General features: G+C 63.7%; 15 protein-coding genes and 1 tRNA gene. 4 read left to right on the top strand and 12 right to left on the bottom strand.

What is annotated here, in order from left to right; all coding sequences use genetic code 11:
• Window positions 1-71: 71 nt before the first annotated feature.
• Both ABLE85_RS02530 and ABLE85_RS02525 read right to left on the bottom strand, forming a co-directional pair.
• Window positions 72-2306, bottom strand: coding sequence for a mannose-1-phosphate guanylyltransferase/mannose-6-phosphate isomerase (locus tag ABLE85_RS02530; RefSeq protein ID WP_348791099.1), 2235 nt, complete (start codon window positions 2304-2306; stop codon window positions 72-74).
• A gap of 15 nt (window positions 2307-2321) precedes the next feature.
• Window positions 2322-3842 (bottom strand): phosphomannomutase/phosphoglucomutase, encoded by a 1521-nt coding sequence (locus ABLE85_RS02525; protein WP_348791098.1) that lies wholly within the window; start codon window positions 3840-3842, stop codon window positions 2322-2324.
• Between the two features lie 205 nt (window positions 3843-4047).
• On the opposite strand from ABLE85_RS02525, the gene ABLE85_RS02520 reads away from it, so the two are divergent.
• Both ABLE85_RS02520 and ABLE85_RS02515 read left to right on the top strand, forming a co-directional pair.
• Window positions 4048-4124, top strand: a tRNA-Pro gene (locus ABLE85_RS02520).
• A 66-nt stretch (window positions 4125-4190) separates the two neighbouring features.
• Window positions 4191-4481: a hypothetical protein gene (locus ABLE85_RS02515; protein ID WP_348791097.1), complete on the top strand. Its 291-nt coding sequence runs from the start codon at window positions 4191-4193 to the stop codon at window positions 4479-4481.
• 39 nt (window positions 4482-4520) lie between these two features.
• On the opposite strand, the gene ABLE85_RS02510 is transcribed toward ABLE85_RS02515, so the two are convergent.
• The 4 genes from ABLE85_RS02510 to ABLE85_RS02495 all read right to left on the bottom strand — a co-directional run bounded on the left by ABLE85_RS02510 (window position 4521) and on the right by ABLE85_RS02495 (window position 9864).
• On the bottom strand, window positions 4521-6155 hold the full coding sequence (locus ABLE85_RS02510) for an ABC transporter ATP-binding protein (RefSeq protein ID WP_348791096.1): 1635 nt from the start codon (window positions 6153-6155) through the stop codon (window positions 4521-4523).
• 4 nt (window positions 6156-6159) lie between these two features.
• Window positions 6160-7278: an ABC transporter permease subunit gene (locus ABLE85_RS02505; protein ID WP_348791095.1), complete on the bottom strand. Its 1119-nt coding sequence runs from the start codon at window positions 7276-7278 to the stop codon at window positions 6160-6162.
• Window positions 7271-8194 carry an ABC transporter permease subunit gene (locus ABLE85_RS02500; protein ID WP_348791094.1) on the bottom strand — a complete coding sequence of 308 codons (924 nt, stop codon included), beginning with the start codon at window positions 8192-8194 and terminating at the stop codon, window positions 7271-7273. The genes ABLE85_RS02505 and ABLE85_RS02500 overlap by 8 nt, the downstream gene beginning before the upstream one ends.
• A 74-nt stretch (window positions 8195-8268) precedes the next feature.
• The gene (locus tag ABLE85_RS02495) at window positions 8269-9864 is read right to left on the bottom strand and encodes a peptide ABC transporter substrate-binding protein (RefSeq protein ID WP_348791093.1); all 1596 of its coding nucleotides are present in this window, start codon (window positions 9862-9864) and stop codon (window positions 8269-8271) included.
• A 356-nt stretch (window positions 9865-10220) separates the two neighbouring features.
• Here ABLE85_RS02495 and ABLE85_RS02490 point away from each other — a divergent pair, with 356 nt between their 5' ends.
• Complete coding sequence (locus ABLE85_RS02490; RefSeq protein WP_348791092.1) at window positions 10221-10634, top strand: TadE/TadG family type IV pilus assembly protein; 414 nt, start codon at window positions 10221-10223, stop codon at window positions 10632-10634.
• Window positions 10635-10726: 92 nt separating this feature from the next.
• Here the strand turns inward: ABLE85_RS02490 and glgX are convergent, their stop codons facing one another.
• From glgX to ABLE85_RS02460, 6 genes are all read right to left on the bottom strand, one after another.
• A complete protein-coding gene (gene glgX, locus ABLE85_RS02485; RefSeq protein WP_348791091.1) occupies window positions 10727-12754 on the bottom strand; it encodes a glycogen debranching protein GlgX in 2028 nt (675 codons plus the stop codon).
• The gene (locus tag ABLE85_RS02480) at window positions 12754-14385 is read right to left on the bottom strand and encodes an alpha-D-glucose phosphate-specific phosphoglucomutase (RefSeq protein WP_348791445.1); all 1632 of its coding nucleotides are present in this window, start codon (window positions 14383-14385) and stop codon (window positions 12754-12756) included. The genes glgX and ABLE85_RS02480 overlap by 1 nt, the downstream gene beginning before the upstream one ends.
• Window positions 14382-15830 (bottom strand): glycogen synthase GlgA, encoded by a 1449-nt coding sequence (gene glgA / locus ABLE85_RS02475; protein ID WP_348791090.1) that lies wholly within the window; start codon window positions 15828-15830, stop codon window positions 14382-14384. Before glgA ends, ABLE85_RS02480 begins: the two co-directional genes overlap by 4 nt.
• A gap of 9 nt (window positions 15831-15839) precedes the next feature.
• On the bottom strand, window positions 15840-17105 hold the full coding sequence (gene glgC, locus ABLE85_RS02470; RefSeq protein ID WP_348791089.1) for a glucose-1-phosphate adenylyltransferase: 1266 nt from the start codon (window positions 17103-17105) through the stop codon (window positions 15840-15842).
• A 15-nt stretch (window positions 17106-17120) separates the two neighbouring features.
• Complete coding sequence (gene glgB / locus ABLE85_RS02465) at window positions 17121-19337, bottom strand: 1,4-alpha-glucan branching protein GlgB (protein ID WP_348791088.1); 2217 nt, start codon at window positions 19335-19337, stop codon at window positions 17121-17123.
• Window positions 19338-19398: 61 nt separating this feature from the next.
• The gene (locus ABLE85_RS02460; protein ID WP_348791087.1) at window positions 19399-21867 is read right to left on the bottom strand and encodes a glycogen/starch/alpha-glucan phosphorylase; all 2469 of its coding nucleotides are present in this window, start codon (window positions 21865-21867) and stop codon (window positions 19399-19401) included.
• A 188-nt stretch (window positions 21868-22055) separates the two neighbouring features.
• On the opposite strand from ABLE85_RS02460, the gene ABLE85_RS02455 reads away from it, so the two are divergent.
• A complete protein-coding gene (locus tag ABLE85_RS02455; protein ID WP_348791086.1) occupies window positions 22056-22979 on the top strand; it encodes a carbohydrate kinase in 924 nt (307 codons plus the stop codon).
• Window positions 22980-23100: the final 121 nt, after the last annotated feature.

The following is a 23100-nucleotide window of genomic DNA, read 5'->3' as shown; positions in this document are numbered from 1 at the left end:
ATCGCTTCCGCGCCGCAAGCCACTGTTCTGTCTGGAGGCTTCAAGGCCGGTGCACTCGCCGGCCCTTTCTTTCAGTGCCCGTCGGTGCTGTCGAGATACTGCATCAGGGCGCAGACGAGATGGTAGAAGATCGAGGCCGGCACCTCGCTCGCCAGCGAGCGGCCGCGTTCGTCGATCCTGTCGATCCACAGGCCGAGCGGCGCCGGATCGATGTGCCAGCGGAACAGGCGCCCCACTCGCGCCTCGATCTCGGGCTTGAGGTCGGGACCGTCCGCACCGTCGAGCGCTATTGCCGCCTTGATCGCCTCGGTCTGCGGCCAGCTGCGCGACACCCGGTCGAGCGGCATGCCCTGGCGCGAGACAGCGCCATAGGCCAGCCCCGTCGCCCGGTTCAGGCCATTGGCGATCGCCGAGGCATAGAGCTTGCGCGCATAGGCAGTCAGGTTCTTCTGGCCGCTCTTGGCCGCGAAATCGACCAGCAGCGACGCCCACTCGAAATGATGGCCGGGCTCCGTCCAGGCGCCCTTCTCGCCAGCGGCCGGCAGCCATTCGTCGTTGAAAAACTCCCCGAGCGTCCAGCTTTCCGGATCGAAGAAGTGGCTGCGGAACAGGTCGACGATCCGCGCCGCGCGGCGTAGATGGCCGCGGTCTCCCGTAGCCGTATGCCAGGCGAGGAAGGCTTCCAGCAGATGCATATGGGGGTTGGAGCGGCGCAGCCCTTCGCCCGCCGATGTCTCCAGAAAGCCGGTCAGCCGCTCGTCTTCGAGATGGGCATCGAGGAAGGCAAAAGTTTCCTCGCCAAGTCGCAATGCGTCCGGGTTGCCGCACATATGCGCGTAGGCCAGCGCCAGCAGCACGCAGGAATGGTCGTAGGCGTCCTCGGTGGCGTCGGCCACGCCGCCGTCGATATTCATCGTCCGCACCCAGCCGCCGCGCTCCGTGCGCCCATTGCCGGACATGAAGGCGAGCCCGTGCGCGATCAGCGCATCGGCAGGGCCGTCCCACCCGCGCAGCTTGGCGACCGCAAACGCATAGACCTGGCGGGCCATGGTACGCATGCGCTTGGGCTTCACCAGCGGCTTGCCGTCGAACCCCAGCGCCTCGTGGAAGCCGCCCAGGCGCTCATCCACGCCGGCCGTCGACCACAGCGGCAACGTCTCCTCGAACAGCCAGTGCTGCACGCGCTTGCGCCAGGCCCCGCTTAGCAGCACGCGGTCATGCGAGGGCGTGAACTTCGTCTCAAGCCGGCCGCTCTTTTCAAGCTGTTCGACGATCTTCTTCACATCCTGGCTGTGGCTGACGGGCGCAACGAAGGTGGCGTCCATCGTCGCGACGATGGCGATGTCCTTCAGGCCGATCGCCGAAAGCAGCCTTCCCTCGCTGCGCAGGTAGGAGTTCTCGCAATCCATGGCGACCACGTCGCCGACGGTGACGTTTCCTTGCGCGTCCGTCGGGCTGACATCGAGCAGCGATTGCCACGAACCGAGGTCGTTCCAGCGGAAGGTCGCCGGCACCATGGCGATGTCGCCCGCCTGTTCCATGATCGCATAGTCGATCGAGATCGACGGTATGGCTTCATAGAGCTCGAGCGGCATGTAGAGACCGGAGAGATCGCTGTTCGATGCCTTGAACGCCCGCTCGGCGGCCTCCCAGATCTGCGGCTGATGCCTTGCGAATTCATCGCGCATTGCGCCGGCACGAAACAGGAAGATGCCGGTGTTCCAGAAGAAGTTTCCGGCCTTCAGATAGGCCTCGGCGGTTTCGAGATCCGGCTTCTCGACGAAGCGCGACACGTCGCTGACGTCCGCCCCGTTTCCGGAAACCTCGATGTAGCCATAGCCGGTCTCCGGCTGGTTCGGCTTGATGCCGAACACCACCAGCCGGCCGGCGCGCGCGGCGGGCACGCCCTGCTCAATGGTCTGCCAGAACTGCTGTTCGGTGGAGATCTGATGATCGGAAGGAACGACCAGCACGATGCCGTCGCCATAGGCCGAAAGTGTCTGCAGCGTTGCGATCGCCACCGCCGCGGCGGTGTTGCGCCCCACCGGCTCGAACAGCGCCAGGCCGCCGGCCAGGTCGATCGCGGCAACGTCGTCCTGCACGCGCCCGGCGTGGCGCTCGGAAGCGATGAGGAAGACCGGCGTTTCGCCATCCGGCCGCGCCTTCAGCCGGCGCAGCGTCTTGACCAGCATCGAGCCGTCGCCCGCAAGATCGTGGAACTGCTTGGGATTGTCCTCGCGCGACAGCGGCCACAGCCGCGAGCCCACGCCGCCGCTCATCACGAAACTGACAATCCGCTCTGTCATGATAGCTGTCCCCGCTCAGAATGTCTGGTTGTAGGCTCCCACCTGCGGGCTGCGGCGCAGCACCGCATCGAGCGCATCGAACATTTCCCGACGACGCTCGGCCGAGACCGGACTTTCCACGACAACCACTATCTCCGGCTTGTTGGAGGAAGCGCGCACGAGACCCCAGGTGCCATCCTCGGTCACCACGCGCACACCGTTCACGGTGATGAGATCGGTGATGCTCTGGCCGGCGAATGTGGCGCCACTTTGCTTCATGGCCTCGAAATCGGCGACGACGCGGTCCACGACGCCATACTTCACCTCGTCGGCGCAATGCGGCGACATTGTCGGTGTGCCGTGGGTCAGGGGCAGGTCGCGATAGAGATCCGCCATGCTGCGTCCCGAATTGCGGTCGAGCATCTCGCAGACCGCAATCGCGGTGACGAGCCCGTCGTCATAGCCGCGGCCGATCGGCGGGTTGAAGAAGTAGTGCCCGGACTTCTCGAAGCCGGCAATGGCGCCGATCTCGGTCACCCGGCGCTTCATGTAGGAGTGGCCGGTCTTCCAGTAGTCGGTGCGGGCACCGTTCTTGCGCAGCACCGGATCGGTGGCGAACAGCCCCGTCGATTTCACGTCGGCCACGAAGACCGAGTTGGGGTGGATCGCGGAAATGTCGCGGGCGAGCATCACGCCCACCTTGTCAGCGAAGATCTCGTTGCCCTCGTTGTCGACGACGCCGCAGCGATCGCCGTCGCCGTCGAAACCCAGCCCGACATCGGCGCCGGTTTCCAGCACCTTGTCGCGGATGGCATGCAGCATCTTCATGTCTTCCGGGTTCGGGTTGTAGCGCGGGAAGCTGTGATCGAGCTCGACGTCGAGCGGGATCACCTCGCAGCCGATTCGCTCCAGCGCTTCGGGTGCGAAGGCCCCTGCCGTCCCGTTGCCGCAGGCCGCCACGACCTTCAGCTTGCGCGCGATCCTGTGGCCCCTGGTCAAATCGTCCAGATAGGTCTTCCGGAAACCCGCCACGAATTCGTAGGTGCCACCGCCGATTAGATCGAAATCGCCTTCGAGCACGATCTTCTTGAGCGCGCTCATCTCGTCCGGGCCGAAGGTCAGCGGCCGCGCCGCGCCCATCTTCACGCCGGTCCAGCCGTTCTCGTTGTGCGAGGCCGTCACCATCGCAACCGACGGCGTGTCGAGCGCAAACTGCGCGAAATAGGCCATGGGTGAGAGCGCCAGCCCGATGTCCTTGACGCGCGAGCCGGCCGCCATCAATCCTGCCGTCAGCGCCTGCTTGATCGACAGCGAATAGCCGCGGAAGTCATGCCCCACCACGATATCGGGTCCGACGCCCAGCCGGAGGATAAGTGTGCCCAGCCCCATCCCCAGCGCCTGCACGCCGATGAGATTGAGCTCGGGCGCCTTGTCCGAGCCAGGGTGACCGAACCACCAGCGTGCATCGTACTCGCGAAAACCCGTGGGCTTCACCAGCGCGCTGGTTTCGAACGCAAATGTGTTGGGCTTGGCCTCGCCGACGATTTTGAAGGTCACGCAGTCCGCTCCGGTCGCGATTGGTCGGATTTTACAATAGCGGCAACGGCTTACTGCCGCATTAAGTCTCCTTATCCGCCTTTCGGCTGGGCACAAAATCGAAAGCTGTGGGTTGGTACAAAGAAAAGCGAAGTTTCTTCACCCGACAGTCCGTTTGCCGCTTGCGGAGTTTTTTTTCGACGGCTATAAGCCCGCCGTCTGGTCACGGAGTGTAGCGCAGCCTGGTAGCGCACCTGCTTCGGGAGCAGGGGGTCGCAGGTTCGAATCCTGCCACTCCGACCAGAACATCCGGCCATCGGCTGGTATTTCCTTCCCGTACGAAAAGTTACACCCTCCCGACTTTTGCTGATGGTGAAGTTGGCTCGACGCGGCTATGTTTCGGCAATGAGCAAAAAACTTCAAGTCCTCTGCGTCGCCGCTGTCGCAACCTGCGCGATTGCTTCGTCCAGCGCATTTGCGGGCACTTCCAAGCCGCTGCCGGGCGTCAAGCAGCCGGACCCGATCGTCCAGGCGCCCCTACCCGAACCGACAGCCGAGCCGCAGACACCGGGAACCTTCAAGGTCGGTGATTTCGACGTGAAAGTGTCCGGCAGCATCACGATTGACGTAGGCGTCGGCAGGGTCAAGCCGCCGAGATAGATCGGCGACTCAAGTGCTCCCTGCTTTCGGCCTCCAGCATTACGCCACGCGGGCGTCAGCCTGTTCGCGGAACCTCGTCACGTCAATCGCCGCGCTCATCAGCGCCTGCGTGTAGGCCTCGCGCGGCCGGTCGAAGATTTCGTCCGTCGGCCCCTCCTCCACGATCTGCCCCTGCTTCATGACGATGATGTAGTCCGCCATGGCGCGCACCACGGCAAGATCGTGGCTGATGAACAGATAGGAAAGATCGTGTTCGGCCTGCAGGTCGCGCAGCAATTCCACGATCTGCTTCTGCACCGAGCGGTCGAGCGCCGATGTCGGCTCATCCAGCACCACCACCTTCGGCTTGAGAATCATCGCCCGCGCAATCGCAATGCGCTGTCTCTGCCCGCCCGAGAATTCGTGCGGATAGCGGTTGCGCATGTTGGGATCCAATCCGACCTCACGCAATGCCTCCACAGCCCGCTGGTCGCGCTGCCTGGACGACAGCGACGGCTCGTGCACCAGCAGTCCCTCGGTGATCACCTGCCCGATGGTCATGCGCGGCGACAGCGAGCCGAACGGGTCCTGGAAGACCAGTTGCAGTTCGCGTCGCAGCGGACGCATCGTTTCGGGTCCCGCCCCGGAGATGTCGCGATGGTCGAATCGGATCGCCCCTTCGCTCGGCAGCAGGCGCAGCAGCGCGCGGCCCAACGTCGACTTTCCCGAGCCCGACTCGCCGACGATGCCGATGGTCTGGCCGCGTTTCAGCGCCAGCGAGATGCGGTCCACGGCCTTCAGCAGCAACGGCGGGCCTGCGAGGAAGCCGCCGCCGATCCGGAACGTCACCTCGACGTTGCGCCCTTCCAGCAGGACCGGCGCGCCGCTCGGCGGCGGCGCCTTCCGGCCGGTCGGCTCGGCCGCCAGCAGCATCTTGGTGTAGTCGTGCTTTGGCGCCGCAAACAGCGCCTCGGTCTGCCCCTCCTCCACGATCTCACCCGAACGCATCACATAGACGCGGTCGGCGAAGCGCCGGACGATGCCGAGGTCGTGGGTGATGAAGACGATCGCCATGCCCAGTCGGCGCTGCAGGTCGGCCAGCAAGGCCAGGATCTGCGCCTGCACGGTGACGTCGAGCGCGGTGGTCGGCTCGTCGGCGATCAGTATGTCGGGATCGTTGGCCAGCGCCATGGCGATCATGACGCGCTGGCGCTGGCCGCCGGACATCTCGTAGGGATAGGACTTCATCCGCCGCTCGGGGTCGGGAATCTTCACCAGTTCCAGGAGGCGCAACGCTTCCTTGCGCGCCTCGGCCGCGCTCAGCTTCCGGTGTCGTATGATCGGCTCCATGAGCTGGTTGCCGATGGTGTAGAGCGGATCGAGCGACGTCATCGGCTCCTGGAAGATCATGGTGATCTTGCGGCCGCGCACGTCGTTCAACTCGGACTTGTCGAGTTCCAGCAGGTTCTTGCCGCGGTAGTCGACGGCGCCGCTCGACTCGCCATTGGCGGCCAAGAGGCGCATCGCCGCCATCATGGTCTGGCTCTTGCCCGAGCCGGATTCGCCGACAATGGCGACCGTTTCGCCGGCATTGACGTGCAGGTTGATGCCCTTGACGGCATCCACCTGCCCGTCGAGCGTGCGGAAGCGGACGCGCAGGTCCTTCACGGCGAGGATGGGTTGGGAAGTGGTCATCGCTTCAACGGTCCTTCGGATCGAGCGCATCGCGCAGGCCATCGCCGACGAAATTCAACGCAAACAGCGTGGACACCAGGAAAACGGCGGGGAACAGAAGCAGCCAGTTTGCCGTGCCGATATTCTTGGCGCCCGTCGAGATGAGCACGCCCCAGCTCGTCATCGGCTCCTGCACGCCAAGGCCCAGGAACGACAGGAAGCTTTCCAGGATGATCACCTGCGGCACCAGCAGCGTCATGTAGATGACCACGACGCCGAGCAGGTTCGGCACGATGTGCCGTTGCAGGATGCCGCTCCGTTTCACCCCCAGCGCTTCAGCGGCCTGAACATATTCCTGCCGGCGTAAGGACAAGGCCTGGCCGCGCACGATGCGGGCCATGTCCAGCCACAGCACCGCTCCCACTGCCAGGAACATCAACACGAAGTTCCGTCCGAAAAACACCACCAGCATGATGACGAAGAAGATGAAGGGCAGCGAATAGAGCACGTCGACGATGCGCATCATCACCTCGTCGGTCTTGCCGCCGGTGAAGCCGGCAACGGAGCCGTAGATCACCCCTATCGCCACCGCCACGATGCCGGCGAGCAGGCCGATCGCCATCGAGATGCGGCCGGCCATCAAGGTACGGGCCAAGAGATCGCGGCCAGTGTTGTCGGTGCCGAACAGGAAGTACTGCTGCTTGACCGACGCGCTCATCGTCATCTTCAACCCGTCGTCGGACTTGGTTTCGATGCGGGTGTCGTGGAACGTGTCGGAGCGGTCGAGGTAGCGCGTGCTGCGTTCATCGACCGGTTTTGACGAGTTCACCGTGACGTAGACCCGGTCGCCATCCTGGTGCCATTCATCGATGTCGACACGCATGCGCTTGACCGCGTCGCGCAGCGCACTCTCGATCATGTCCGCCTTCGGATAGGCGGAAAGGCTCGGCGGCGTGCGCACATAGTCGGCATAGATGGTGGTGTATTCGTGCGGCACGAAGGAGGGGCCGACCACGCAGACGATCGCCATGAAAGCCAGGTAGAACAAGCTCACCATGGCCGCCTTGTTGGATTTCAGGCGCGCCCAGGCGTCGCCCCAGAACGAACGCCCTGCAACGGGCGCAGCGATCGCCATATCAGTCATAACGCACCCTCGGGTCGACGACCGCGTAGAGGAGATCCACGATCAGGTTGAAGACGATGGTGAACAGCGCGATCACCACGACGGTGCCCATCACCAGCGTGTAGTCGCGGTTGAGCGCCGCATCGACGAAATAGCGGCCCACGCCAGGAATGGCGAAGATCGTCTCGACGATGATCGAGCCCGTCAGCAGCGCCGCCGCAGCAGGCCCTGCATAGGAGATGATCGGCAGCAGTGCGCCACGCAGGGCATGCTTGACCACCACCGACCACTCCGAAAGGCCGAGCGCCCGGGCAGTGCGGATATGGTGCGAGCGAAGGGATTCGATCATCGAGCCGCGCATCAGGCGCGCAACGATCGCAATCTGTGGCAGCGCCAGGGTCAGCACCGGGCCGACCTTGTTGACCAGCGCGCCGTCGCCCCAGCCGCCGATGGGCAGCATCTTCCAGGTCAGGCCAAACACAAGCTGGATTATCGGCGCGATGACGAAGGTGGGGATAGTGCTGCCGGCAGTGGCCAGCGCGATCACACCGTAGTCGGCCGTCTTGTTCTGGTTGAGCGCGGCGATCACGCCCAGGATGCTGCCTACCAGAAGCGCCAGGGTCAGCGCGGAAGTGCCGAGCTGGATCGAGATCGGCAATCCCTTTGCAAAGAGCTCGCCGACGGTGAAGTCGGGCATGTTGTAGCTCGGACCGAAATTGCCGTGCAGCAGGTTGTTGAGATAGTTCAGATATTGCTGCCAGAGAGGATCGTTCAGGCCGAACTGGGCTTCGAGGTTGGCCTTGATTACCGGGCTTAGTCCGCGTTCCTGGTTGAACGGCCCGCCGGGCGCAACGCGGATCAGGAAAAACGCCAGCGTCACGATGACGAAAAGCGTCGGGATGGCGGTCAGAAGCCGCCGGAAGACATAGAGCAGCATGGATTTTCCCCGCTGTCGCTGAAAAGCCGGGCCGCCGCCTCCCTCAAGGGAAGCGGCGGACATCGGCTCGGGAACTATTCCTTGCTGATGAAGCGCGAGGGATGGATATCCATCACATTGTCCTCGAAGCCGTGAAGCTTCGACGAAACGATGTTGTGGTAGCTGTAGTAGAGGATCGGAATGTTGCCGACCTCGTCAATCATGATGCGTTCAGCTTCCGCCAGGTCCTTCATGCGCTCTTCCGGCTTGCCGCCGGCTGCGGCCGCCTTGTCCATGGCTTCCTCGAACTTCGGGCTGACGTAGCTCGAGTAGTTGTTACCGCTGGCCTTGCGCGAGATGCCCAGGAACGTTTCCGGATCCTTGTAGTCCGCGATCCAGCCGGCGCGCGCCACGTCGTAGTCGCCCTTCTGCTCAAGGAAACCGTAGTGGGTCTTGGTGTCGGTGTTGAGCAGGGTCACCTCGATGCCCAGCGGCTTGAGCTGCTCCTGGATGGCGACGGCAGTGTTCTTGTGGTTCTCCGACGTGTTGTAGCGGATTTCCATCTTCAGCGGCTTGTCGGGGCCATAGCCGAGCTTGGCCAGGATTTCCTTGGCCTTGTCCTCACGGTCGATCTGCGACTCGTCGGCGAAGGAGGCCAGCGCCGGCGTGTAGCCGTCGATACCCGGAGGCACCATGGAGTAGCCCGGCAGCATGGAATTCTGCCAGACCTTCTCGGCGATGAAATCGCGATCGATCGCCATGGAGATCGCGTTGCGCAGCTCCGGATTGGTCCAGGGCTCCTTGTCGGTCTTGATCGCGTAGTAGTATGTGCCGAGATACGGCCCGACGTGAATCTCATCGCCGAACTTGGCCTTGAGGTCGGACAATTGCTCAGTGGGCAGATCGTCGTAGCTGTCCATCTCGCCAGCCTCGAAACGCTTCATTGCCGATGAGCGGTCCTCGGTCATGATGTAGTTGACGACATCGGTCTTGACGGTGCCCGCATCCCAGAATTTCGGATTCTTGACCAGCTTGATGTGATCGTTGGGAACCCATTCGGCAAGCGTGTAGGCGCCGTTCGACACGAGGTTGCCGGGCTTGACCCAATCGGCGCCGAGCTTGTCCATGGACGCCTTGTTGACCGGATAGGCCGCCTGGTGCGTCAGCATTTCCAGGAAGTAGGGCGTAGGCGCCTTCAGCGCGACCTGGAAGGTACTTGCGTCGATTGCCTTGACGCCCATCTCCTCCGGCTTCGCCTTCCCGTTGTTGACTTCCTCGGCATTGACCACGGGATAAAGCATCGAGGCGTATTCGGCGGCGGTTGCCGGATCTTCCAGGCGCTGGAAGGCATAGACGAAGTCCTCGGCTGTCACCGGACTGCCGTCAGACCAGACGCCATCCGAGCGAAGCTTGAAGGTGTAGACGGTGCCGTCATCCGAGACAGTCCAGCTTTCGGCCGCACCCGGAATGAGGCCTGCCTTCTCGTCCTGCATGACCAGGCCCTGGAACAGATCGCGCAGGACGTGGGCTTCGTAAACCGTCGAAGTCTTATGCGGATCAAGCGATTCAGGCTCCGCGGCCATGCCGCGATTGTAGATCATGTCGGCGAGGGACGGCGTCATCATCGCGCCGCCCGCCATGGACAGGCTCACCGCGAAAACCGTCGCTTTCAGGAATTTTTTGAGCGTCATGTCTCTCTCCCAGCTTGCCGCCGCGTACCGGCGACGGCCAAGTGCCTTTTGGCGCCCCTAGGCCGAAGTCTCCTCCCTCGGCTTCGTTGAGCGAGCCGGCAAGCCCCTCGGAGCCGCCGTTCTGACGCAGACACTATCCATCAGAGATTTCGAATTCAACAGACTCCGACTTCCGCGAGTACAAGAACGGCATTCCCTAACGGCACTTGCAGCCCGAGCCGGAGGCGCGCCGCGTGTCCAACGTTCATCACTTGTTAAACAACCACAGGTTACATTAGCAATATCTTCTTCAAGTGCCGGCGCCACGAGTTTCAAGCGCGCCAATTCCGACAAACGGCAATCGTCGAGGTACTTCGGTGCATATCTGGCGCGACCTGTCCGGAACGTCCGCAATCGAACTTGCGCTGATAACACCGCTCTTCGTCGTGTTCTTCCTCGGCATGGTGGCTTTCGGGCTCTATGTCAGCGTCTGCCATTCCGTGCAGGAGATCGCGGCGGCGGCCGCGCGCGCTGCCGTAGCCGGCCTGAACGAGCGCGAAAGGCGCAATTTGGCTGCCGAATTCATCGATATTTATGCAGCCGGCTACCCGTTCATCGATCTGCGCCATCTTACGCTGGATATGCACGACAACCCACGTGACCGCCGCAGCTTCGTCGTTGCAATCCGCTACGAAACAGCCGAGCTGCCGGTCTGGAGCCTGCTGCGCGGCCTGCCGCTACCGGGCAGGGTCATCTCCCGCCAGTCGACGATCCGCATCGGCGGCGTATGACGCCCGGCGCGGCCGTGGGCGCTCCCGCTGGAGGGACTTTTGCCCGCCAAAAATAACACTCAAAAGTTGTAATCATGCTCTTTGGCAGCGGTTCACCGAGCTTGGCGCTCAGAGCCTTTGGCATCCGCGACTTCTTCCGCGAACGCGACTGAACGACCAGGCAGAAGCAGCCCGCCGTCCACGCTTTGCACTTCCGCCGGCAGCAAAACGCGCCAGTAAAACCCCTTGCGCAAGGGCAGCTCGAACACAGTGGCGCCACGATCTCCATTGATGAGGACCGCAAGGTGCACCCGCTCTTCCCCATCCGCATCGAGCAGCATTGCCAGCCGCCGGCGAGCGGTATCGGTCCAATCCATCGTATCCAGCGGCCTTCCCGCTTCCGACAGCCACTCGACATCCGCCACCTGCCGTCCAGGCAAAGCCTGTCCCGTCAGAAAATCCACCGAACGCAGCGCCGGCACCACCTTGCGCAGCGCAGCCAATGCCGCGACATGGCTTTCCAAGCCGATGTCCCGCGCCTTCCAGTCGAGCCACGAGATCTCGTTGTCCTGCGCAAAGGCGTTGTTGTTGCCGTGCTGAGTGCGGCCGAATTCGTCGCCGGCGGTCAGCATGATCGTGCCGCGCGAGGCAAACAGCGTCGACAGCAGCGCGCGTAGGTCCCGCTCCCTGCGTTCCTTCACTTCCGCGTCGCCGGTTTCGCCCTCGACGCCGTTGTTCCAGGAAAAATTCTCGTCGTGGCCGTCGCGGTTGTCCTCGCCATTGGCGGCATTGTGCTTGCGCTCATAGGCGACCAGATCGGCCAGCGTCATGCCATCATGCGCCGCGATGAAATTGACGCTACGCGTCTGCGCCGCCCCCGAAAAAACATCCGACGAGCCGGCAAGCCGCGTCGCCAGCGCGCCAATCCCCCCATCGCCTCGCCAGAAGCGGCGGACGTCGTCTCGCAAACGGTCGTTCCATTCGAGGAACGGCGGCCGGAACCCTCCTAGCCGATAGCCGCCCGGCCCGATGTCCCAGGGCTCGGCGATCATCACCCTGTGGGCAAGTTCCGGATCGCTCCGCATAGCCGCGAGCAACGGCGCATCGGCATCGAAGCCCGATGCGGCTCGGCCAAGGACGGTCGCGAGGTCGAAGCGGAACCCGTCGACGCCGGCGTAACGCACGAAATGGCGAAGCGCGTCGAGGATCATCTTCTGCACGATAGGATGGTCGCAGGCGAGCGTATTGCCAGTGCCGGTGTCATTGACCAGACGGCCATCCTCCGCGTGGCGATAGTATGCGCGCGCATCCAGCCCGCGCAGCGAGAGGGTTGGGCCAAGCTCGTCGCTCTCGCCGGAGTGGTTGAAGACGAGATCGAGGATCACGCCAATGCCGGCCGCGCGCAGCGCCGCTACCGTCTCCCGCAATTCAAAAATGCCGCCCGGCGCCAGTCTCGGGTCCAGCGCCATGAAGGTGACTGGATTGTATCCCCAGGCATTTTGGAGCCCGAGAGGCGGCAGATGCCGCTCGTCGATCCAGGCCGTCACCGGCATCAGTTCCACAACCGAGACGCCGATCTTCTTCAGATGCGCGATGATTGACGGATGCGCCAGCGCGCGAACGGTGCCGCACTGCGCCTCGGGAATATCCGGATGCAGCTTGGTGAAGGCACGGACCGGCACCTCGTAGATCAGCCCGCCGGGGCGGAACAGCGGCGGCTGAAGTTCGAGCGGCGCAGGCAGTTCCGTCACGATCGCCTTGGGCATCAACTGTGCGGTATCGCCGCCCTCGCCGCGCCGCGCCGCCAGCCTCGGGTCGAAGCGGTAGGGCCGGTCAATGGCGCGCGCGTACGGGTCCATCAGCAGCTTATCGGGATCGAACCACAGGCCGCGCTCGGGCGCATAGTCGCCATCGGCGCGATAGCCATAGCGCGCGCCGGGCCCAAGGCCGGGCACGAAAGCCGAATGAACGCCATCGTCCTGTCGTTCAAGTGCGACGCGTTCCAACTCGCACTGACCCTGCGCATCGAAGATCGAGACCCAGAGCCGGCTCGCTGCACCTGACCATACGGAGAACCGCACGCCACCCCGATCGACCTCGGCCCCGAAACGCAGCGCGCAGTTCGGGTCGCCGAGATCCATCAGGTAATGACGCTCGGCTTGCTGCGGCCGGTATGGGCATGAATGCCGGCAATGTCGTCGGCGGCGACGATCAGGTCGGCCAACGCGACTTGCGTATCGAGGTCGTGCTTGGACTCATCGGGCTCGTAGCGCTCGACATAGAGCCGCACGGTGGCGCCGGATGTGCCGGTGCCGGACAGCCGCAGCACCACCCGCGCGCCGCCCTCGAACAGGATGCGAATGCCTTGATGTTCGCTCACCGAGCCGTCGACGGGATCGTGATAGGAGAAATCGTCGGCCTTCTCGATCTTCATGCCGTTCACCGTCGTGCCGGCAAGGCTCGGCAGCCTGGCGCGCAGCTCGTCGATCATGCGGTGGGCGCGATCGGCCTGCACGTCCTCATAGTCATGGCGCGAGTAGTAATTGCGGCCATAGGTCGCCCAGTGCTTTCTGGCGATCTCCTTCACGCTCTCCCTGCGCGCGGCAAGAATGTTGAGCCACAACAGCACGGCCCACAGACCGTCCTTCTCGCGCACGTGGTTGGAGCCGGTGCCGGCACTTTCCTCGCCGCAGATGGTCGCCATGCCGGCATCCAGCAGGTTGCCGAAGAACTTCCAGCCGGTCGGCGTCTCATACATGCCGATGCCCAGCTTGGCGGCGACATGATCGGCCGCGCCGCTGGTGGGCATGGAGCGCGCAATGCCCTTCAGCCCGTCCTTGTAGCCGGGCGCCAGATGCGCATTCGCCGCCAGCATCGCCAGCGAATCCGAGGGTGTGATGAAAATGCCGCGCCCGATGATCAGATTGCGATCGCCGTCGCCGTCGGAGGCCGCACCAAAGTCCGGCGCGTCGGGTCCCATCATCTCGTCATAGAGATGCTTGGCGTGCACGAGGTTGGGATCGGGGTGATGCCCGCCGAAATCCGGCAGCGGGTGGTAGTTGCGCACCGTATGGTCCGCCGCGCCGAGCTGTCCTTCCAGGATTTCCTTGGCATAAGGCCCGGTCACCGCATGCATGGCGTCGAAGCGCATACGAAAGCCCGACTTGAACAGTTTTCTGATGGCATCGAAATCCAGCAGGCTTTCCATCAGCTCGGCATAGTCGGCAACGGAATCGATGATCTCCACGGCCATGCCGGCCACTTCGACCTCGCCGATCTTGTCGATGTCGACGGCCGGAATGTCGGCGATCAGATAGCGCGAGATCGTCTTGCTGCGCTGGAAGATCGCGTCGGTGACTTTCTCCGGCGCGGGGCCGCCATTCTCGACATTGTACTTGATGCCGAAATCGCCGTGCGGGCCGCCCGGATTGTGGCTGGCCGACAGGATGATGCCGCCGAAGGCCTTGTATTTGCGAATGACATTCGAAGCGGCGGGCGTGGACAGGATACCGGCCTGCCCCACGATCAACCGGCCGACGCCGTTGGCCGCGGCCATGGCGATTACCGTTTGCACGACCTCGCGGTTGAAGTAGCGGCCGTCTCCGCCCAGCACCAGCGTCTTGCCCTTAAAACCCTCGAGCGCGTCGAAGATCGACTGGACGAAGTTCTCGACATAGTGCGGCTGCTGGAACTCGGACACTTTCTTGCGCAGGCCCGAGGTTCCCGGTTTCTGGTCGTCGAATGGTTTGGTGGCAATGGTATTGGTCATCAGTCAGCCGTCTGTTTCAAAATCAACGAATTGTAGAGTTCAACGTATTTGGCCGCACTTCGATCCCACGAAACATCGGCCTTCATGCCCTGGAGCTGCAGCGATTGCCAAACGGTCGGGTCGGCATAGGCATGCATCGCGCGCCGCACGGCGTGCAGAAAGGCGTCGCCGCTTTCCGGCGCGAACTGGAAACCGGTGGCCACACTGGCCGAAATCGCCGCCTCGTTGGCGTCGATGATGGTGTCGGCCAGCCCGCCGGTGCGCGCCACGATCGGCACACAGCCGTAGCGCAGGCCGTAGAGCTGGGTCAGCCCGCAAGGCTCGAAGCGGGAGGGAACGAGTATCGCGTCGCAGCCGCCCTGCATGAGGTGCGACAGTGCCTCGTCATAGCCGGTGACGACGCCGACCCTGCCGCGATGCCGCGCGGCGGCGGCCAGCAGGGCGCCTTCCAGCCCCTGGTCGCCCGACCCGAGCACGGCCAACCTGCCGCCTCCGGCGATGATCTGGTCGAGGATCGAGATCAGCACGTCCAGTCCCTTCTGCCAGCTCAAGCGGCTGACCACGCAGAAGATAGGCCCGGCATCGTGGTCGAGATTGAAGCGCTCCTCGACAGCCCTCTTGTTGGCGGCGCGGGCCGTCAGCGTCTCGGCCGAATAGGTCGCGGCGAGATGCCGGTCTGTCTCCGGATTCCAGATCTCGACATCGATGCCGTTGACGATACCGTGCAGATCGCCGGCGCGCAGGTTGATCAGCCCGTCGAGCCCCATGCCGAAGGCGGGCGTGCGGATTTCCTGCGCATAGGTCGGGCTGACGGTCGTGATGGCCGAAGCCGCCTGCAGCCCCGCCTTCAGGAAGCCGACGCCGCCGTAATATTCGACGCCATCAAGCGTCATGGCACTGTCCGGCAGGCCGAGCTGCGGAAAGATGCCGGCCGGAAAGCTGCCCTGGAAAGCCAGGTTGTGCACGGTCATGACCGAGGGCACCGAAGGCGCACGGCCATAGCGCATATAGGCCAGCGTCATCGCCGCCTGCCAGTCATGCGCGTGGACGATGTCGGGCGAGTATCCCGCCGCCTTGCCGCCAGCTAGGTCAGCACCGACGAGGCCAAGGGCGGCGAAGCGCCGCCAGTTGTCCGGCCAGTCGGCACCTGTCGCATCGCCGTAGGGCCCGCCGATCCTCTCGAACAGATGCGGCGCATCGAGGACGAGCAGATCGAGACCGGCAGCGTGGGCAGCATAGACCGCCGCCCTGCCGCCGTGCAGATCGGGATAGGCTAGCAGCGGCTTCTTCTTGTTGAATGCAGCCATCACCGAGGGATAGCCGGGCACCAGCGAGCGCATGGCAACACCCTGCCCAGCCAGTGCCAGCGGCAACGCGCCCGCCACGTCCGCCAGCCCGCCGGTCTTGACTAGCGGAAATATCTCCGGCGTGACAGAAAGCACCTGCATCGACGAATCCTAGTTGGTCAGCCTGTCGATCATGTCCTGCGTGATCAGGCAAATGCCTTTTTCCGACACCCTGAATCGCTTCGCGTCCAACTCCGGGTCTTCGCCCACGACAAGGCCTTCCGGTATCTGGACACCGTGGTCGATGATCGCCCGTTTCAGGTGCGCGTTACGGCCCACCACGCAGTCAGGCAGCATCACCACCTCTTCCAGCGAGGAATAGGAATTGATGCGCGCGCCGGTGAAAACGAGGCTGCGTTTGAGCGCAGCGCCCGACACGATGCAGTCGCCCGCGATCAGCGACGACACGGCCGAGCCGCGGCGACCATCCTCATCATGCACGAATTTCGCCGGCGGCTTCAGCTCGGCATAGGTCCAGATCGGCCAGTCGCGATCGTAAAGGTCGAGTTCCGGCGTCACGTCGGTCAGGTCGATATTGGCTTCCCAATAGGCATCGATGGTGCCGACATCGCGCCAGTATGGCCCGGATTCCGCCGTCGAGCGCACGCAGGATTTTGCAAAACGGTGCGCCACCGCCTTACCGTGCTTGACGATGTAGGGAATGATATCCTTGCCGAAATCGCGGCTGGAGTGAGGGTCGGCGGCGTCGCGCCGTAGCTGCTCGAGCAGGAATTTCGTCCTGAACACATAGATGCCCATCGAGGCCAGCGCGAAATCGGGCTTGTCGGGCATGCCGGGCGGATCGGCAGGCTTTTCGATGAAGGAGATGATGCTGTCGCTTTCGTCGACATGCATGACGCCGAAGCCGGTAGCTTCCGCGCGCGGCACTTCCAGGCACCCCACGGTCACATCCGCCTTGGCCTCGACGTGCTGGCGCAGCATTAGCTCGTAGTCCATCTTGTAGATGTGGTCGCCGGCCAGGATGACCATGAACTCCGGGCCGTAGGACTCGATGATGTCGATGTTCTGGTAGACCGCGTCGGCCGTGCCCTCATACCACTGTGTTTCCGAAACGCGCTGGCTGGCCGGCAGCACGTCGAAGCTTTCGTTTCGCTCGGGGCGCAGAAAATTCCAGCCGCGCTGCAAGTGCCGGATCAGCGAATGGGCCTTGTACTGGGTGGCGACGCCGAGGCGGCGAATGCCGGAGTTGAGCGCGTTGGAGAGAGCAAAGTCGATGATGCGTGTCTTGCCGCCGAAATAGACCGCGGGCTTGGCCCTTCGGTCGGTCAGTTCCTTCAGGCGGCTCCCCCTGCCGCCTGCCAGTACATAGGCCATGGCGTCGCGCGCCAAGGGCTGCGGTCTCTTCGTCGTGTCCATCGTAACCCTCCCAAGTCACTCACCCCGAACGAATTCCAGCATGATGGTAGCCAACGGCGGCAGAAGCAGCCTGGCCTGGATGGTCCCTTCAGCACCGGCCACGGCCTCCACCGTGCCGCCATTGCCCTTGCCCGACCCGCCATAGTCCGACGCGTCGGTGTTGACGATTTCGCGCCACGTGCCCGCCTCCGGCAGTGGCAGCCGGTAGTCCTCGCGCGGAACCGGCGTGAAGTTGGAAATGACGGCAACGGGCGCCTCGCCCGGCGCCTTGCGCAGCCAGGCGAAGACGGAGTTCTGGCGGTCGTCGACGACCAGCCAGGAAAAGCCATCCGCCTCGCAATCGCGCGCATGAAGCGCCGGCCGCGAGCGGTAGAGATGGTTGAGGTCGCGGATAAGTCGCTGAACGCCGCGATGCGGCGCGTATTCCAGCAATTGCCAGTCGAGCGAGCGCGCCTCGTTCCATTCGCTGCGTTGGGCAAACTCCTGCCCCATGAACAGCAGCTTCTTGCCCGGATAGCCCCACATGAAGGCGTAGTAGGCGCGCAGCGTCGCGAATTTCTGCCAGTCGTCGCCGGCCATCTTGGAAAGCAGCGTGCCTTTGCCGTGCACCACCTCGTCATGCGACAGCGGCAGCACAAAATTCTCGCTGAAGGCATAGACCAGCCCGAAGGTGATCTCCTGGTGATGGTGGGTGCGGTGGACGGGCTCGCGCGCCAGATAGGCGAGCGTGTCGTTCATAAAACCCATGTTCCACTTGAAGCCGAAGCCTAAGCCCCCCTCATGCACCGGCTGCGACACCTTCGGCCAGGAGGTCGATTCCTCGGCGATCGTCATCACGCCGGGATTGCGGCCGTAGACCTCCTTGTTCATCTGCTGGAGGAAGCTGACGGCTTCGAGGTTCTCGCGCCCGCCCTTCTCGTTGGGGATCCACTCGCCTTCCTTGCGCGAATAGTCGAGGTAGAGCATCGAGGCGACCGCATCCACGCGCAGTCCGTCGAGATGGTATTTCTCGGCCCAGAACAGCGCGTTGTTGACCAGATAGGAGACGACCTCGCGGCGGCCGAAATTGTAGATCGCAGTGTTCCAGTCCGGATGAAAGCCCTTGCGCGGGTCGGCATGCTCGTAAAGCGCGGTGCCGTCGAAATGCTCCAGCCCGTGCGGATCGACCGGAAAATGTGCCGGCACCCAGTCGAGGATGACGCCGACGCCGGCGCGGTGCGCCCCGTCTACGAAGCGGGCAAAGCCTTCCGGCTCGCCGAAGCGCGCGGTGGGCGCATAGAGACCGGTGGTCTGGTAGCCCCACGAAGGATCGTAAGGATGCTCCGTCACCGGCATGAATTCTATGTGGGTAAAACCCATCCCGACCACGTAGGGGATCAGTCGGTCGGCGAGTTCGTCCCATGACAGGAACGAACTGTCCTCGCGGCGCTGCCAGGAGCCGGCGTGAACCTCGTAGATCGAGATCGGCTGGCGACGCGCGTCCGCCTTGCTCCAGAAATCCCGATGCTTCTGGTCGCCCCACTCATGGGACAGCGGCGCCATCGTCACCGACGCGGTCGCCGGCCGAAGTTCCGAGCGGAAGGCGAACGGGTCCGCCTTCAGGGGCCTTGTCTCCCCGTCCGGCCCGACGATCTCGAACTTGTAGGCATGGCCAGCGCCAACATCGGGGACAAAAATCTCCCACACGCCGATATCCTGCCTTCGGCGCATGGCATGGCGGCGGCCGTCCCAGTCATTGAAATCGCCGACCACCGAAACGCGCCGCGCATTGGGCGCCCAGACGGCGAAATGCACGCCTTCCGCGCGCTCATGCTGGATGAGATGCGCGCCGAGCTTGTCGAAAAGCCTGAGATGCGAGCCTTCGGCGATGAAGTAGTCGTCCATCGGCCCGAGCACCGGTCCGAATGAATAGGGATCCGTCAACCACCACTCGCCACCGGCATTGCGCACACGATATTTCAGCGGCTGGCGCTTGCGGATCGAAAGCCTGCCTTCAAAGAAGCCCGCATCGTCGCGGCGGGACAGTTCGCCGGCCTCCTTGCCCGCGAGGGTGTAGGCGGTGACGAATTCCGCACCCGGCACGAAGCATCGTGCCACAAAGCCCTTGTCTGATGCCTGTACGCCGAGAACCGCGAAGGGATCGCCATGGGTGCCGGCAACAATCGCTCTGATATCGGCGGCCGAGGCTGCCCCCGGCTGCTGCGTCGCGATTCCGGCACGCGTCCCCGTCATGTCCTCGCGCCCCTCCCCAATGCCCTCACGCTACTCCTTCGGCCTGCTCATGCAATGGCAATCATGCCGGTACGTTCCAGATTTCATTGGCGTATTGGCGGATGGTGCGATCCGACGAGAACCAGCCCATGCGCGCGACATTGCGGATCGCCCTGGCGTTCCAGTCCGGGCTGTCGCGCCAGACCGCATCGACCTGCCGCTGCGCGGCCGCATAGGCGTCGAAATCGGCCGCAACCATGAACCAGTCGTTGTCGTAGAGCTCGGAGATCAGATCGCGATAGCGGCTCGGATCGTCAGGAGAAAACACGCCCGAAGAGATCGCCGCCAGCGCCTGCGACAGTTCCGGCGAGGCCTCTATCATGGCGCGTGGCGCGTAACCGCCATTGCGGCGCTCGGCCACTTCCTGCGCCGTCAGGCCGAAGATGAAGATGTTGTCGGCACCCACATGCTCGCGGATTTCGACATTGGCGCCGTCCAGCGTGCCGATGGTCAGCGCCCCGCTCAGCGCGAACTTCATGTTGCCGGTGCCCGACGCTTCCATGCCCGCCGTCGAAATCTGCTCGGAGAGGTCCGCCGCCGGCATCATCACTTCGGCAAGGCTGACATTGTAGTTCGGCGTGAACACGACCTTCAGCAGCCCCCGCACAGCCGGGTCGCGATTGATGACCCTGGCGACGTCGTTGGCCAGTTTGATGATCAACTTGGCGTTGTGATAGCTGGGCGCGGCCTTGCCGCCTAGGAACTTCACCCGCGGCGCCCAATTTCGCTCGGGATGCGAGCGGATCTGGTCGTAGAGGGTCACCGTCTCGACGATGTTGAGCAGCTGGCGCTTGTATTCGTGGATGCGCTTGATCTGGATGTCGAACAGCGCCGACGGATCGAGTTTTATCCCCTGCCGCTCCGAAACCATCGCAGCCAGACGTTCCTTGTTCGCGCGCTTCACCGCACCGAATTTCTCGCGGAAGCCGGCATCGCCCGCAAAGGCCTCCAGTTCCGTCAACGCCTCTATATCGTCGAGGAAGCGGTGCCCGATCGCCTCGCGGATCAGCCCGGTCAGACCCGAATTGCACTGGATCAGCCAGCGGCGCGGCGTGATGCCATTGGTCTTGTTGTTGATGCGCGCCGGATATAGCCGGTGCAGGTCAGCAAACACCGTCTCCTTCATCAGCTCCGTGTGCAGCGCCGACACGCCGTTGACGGAATATGAGCCGGCAAAGGCAAGGTTGCCCATGCGCACGCGCCGCTCGCCATTCTCCTCGATCAGCGAGATGCGGGCGATCTGCTCGCCGTCGAACTGGCCGGTCGCGCGCGCCTCGTCAAGTAGCTCGGCATTGATCGCGTAGACGATCTGCATGTGGCGCGGCAAAAGCCGCTCGAACAGCGGCACCGGCCAGCTTTCCAGCGCCTCGGGCAGCAGCGTGTGATTGGTGTAGGCGAAGGTGCTCTTGGTGATGCCCCAGGCAGTGTCGAAGTCGATGCCGTGCACATCCATCAGAAGCCGCATCAGCTCGGCCACGGCAACGGCCGGATGCGTGTCGTTCAAATGTATGGCCGCCTTTTCCGGCAGCGAATGCAGCTCGCCATACTGGCTGAGATGACGCTGGATGATGTCCTGCAGCGAGGCGGTGGAGAAGAAATACTCCTGCCGAAGCCGCAATTCCTGTCCCGCGGGGCTGGAATCGGCCGGATAGAGCACGCGCGACAGCGCATCGGCCTTGTTGCTCTCGCGCAATGCGCCGATATGGTCGCCCGCATTGAAGGCATCGAGAAGGATAGGGTCCACCGGCATGCCGGCCCACAGCCTCAGCGTGTTGACACGGTTGCCGCGCCAGCCCACGACGGGCGTGTCGTAAGCCACGGCCAGCACCCGCTCCTGCGGCCTCCAGACATGCCGCTCCAGCCGGCCGGCCTGTGAGGTGATCTGTTCGACCGTGCCGCCGAAGCCAACTTCGAAGGAGCGCTCGCGCCGCTCGAACTCCCACGGATTGCCGTGGTCGAGCCAGGTTTCGGGCAGTTCCACCTGCCAGCCGTCGGAGATTTCCTGCCGGAACATGCCATTGGCGTAGCGAATGCCGTAGCCATGCGCGGGCACATCCACCGTCGCCATGCTTTCCATGAAGCAGGCGGCGAGCCGCCCGAGACCGCCATTACCGAGGGCGGCATCCGGCTCCAGCGTGGCGATCACATCCAACTCGACGCCGAGCGAGCCCAGCGCTTCGCGCATTTCCTCCATCATGCCGAGATTGGAGAACGCATCGCGCATCAGCCGGCCGATGAGAAATTCCAGCGACAGATAATAGACGCGCTTGGCGCTTTGCTCGTAGGCCTGCTTGGTCGACTTCACCCAGCGGTCGATGATGCGGTCGCGCACCACCAGGATCGCGGCAGTCAGCCAGTCATATTGCGTGGCAACGGTGGCATCCTTGCCGACCCGGTATCTCAGGGCCTTGAGGATTTCGGCGGCCAGCGCCTCGCCTCTTGATTTCTGTTGGGTAGTGCCTTGAGGTGCGGATACGAATGCAAGCTTCATGTCACCTCTTGAGCGCCGTCGGCAGCCGTCTTCGCGGCACGGCCAGTCTAGACGATACAATCCGACTTTCAATCGTTTCAAGCTTCCCCGAGAATTTCGGAGGAAAGCCTTCGCAGCCTATCTTGCAGCGCACCCGCAACGGACTTATTCGAGGGGAAACAGGCCAATTCCTGCGGAGGACCGGAAGCATGATCCTGTGTTGCGGCGAAGCCCTGATCGACATGCTGCCGCGCGAAAGCACGGCGGGCGAGCCGGCCTTTTCTCCCTACGCCGGCGGCGCCGTGTTCAATTCGGCCATCGCGCTCGGCCGGCTCGGCGTTCCGGTCGAATTCTTCTCCGGTCTCTCCTCCGATCTCTTCGGCCAGCAGATCCGCGGGGTGCTGGCGTCCAGCAATGTCGGCTCGCGCTACGCCGACATTTCGGCGCGTCCGACCACGCTCGCCTTCGTGCGCCTCAACGACGGCCATGCCACCTACACCTTCTACGACGAGAACACCGCCGGCCGCATGCTCAGCGAAGCCGACCTGCCGGTTCTGGACGACGAGATCGGCGCCATGCTGTTCGGCGCCATCAGCCTGATCCCGGAGCCCTCGGGCTCGGCCTACGAGGCGCTGATGCGGCGCGAGCACGGGCGTCGCGTGACCATGCTCGACCCCAACATCCGTCCCGGCTTCATTTCCGATCATGAGAAGCACCGCGCCCGCATCGAGCGCATGATCGCGATGGCCGACATCGTAAAACTGTCGGACGAAGATCTGGCCTGGTTCGGCCATGCAGGCGACCAGGAAGAGACCGTCCGCAACTGGCTCTCTTCTGGCCCTAAGCTTGTGGTCGTCACGCACGGCGCGGCGGGCGCGATCGGCTACTCCAGGCATCACACCGTTTCGGTGACGCCGAAGGCGGTTACCGTGGTCGACACGGTCGGCGCCGGCGACACCTTCAACGCCGGCCTGCTCGCTTCCCTGCACGACCAGGGCGCGCTGACCAAGGCCAGGCTGGAGGCGCTTTCGGAGGAAGAGATCCAGGCGGCATTGGAGTTGGGCGCGCAGGCTGCGGCCGTCACCGTCTCGCGCGCCGGCGCAAATCCGCCCTGGCGGCACGAGATCGCCTGACAAGCCCGAAGCGGGCCTTTTCCCGTCTTTCGGCCGATCACTTTATATTTCGGGCCCGCAACGGCTTCCGCACGCAGCACCCCTCGCCGCCATGGAAGCCCGCATTTCCGGCTGTTGAAGG

Origin of the sequence: Mesorhizobium sp. KR1-2, from assembly GCF_040045035.1 — a bacterium.
Lineage (GTDB): Bacteria > Pseudomonadota > Alphaproteobacteria > Rhizobiales > Rhizobiaceae > Pseudaminobacter.
The sequence above is the reverse complement of the archived record's forward strand: the minus strand, read 5'-3'. Positions and strand labels throughout refer to the sequence as shown.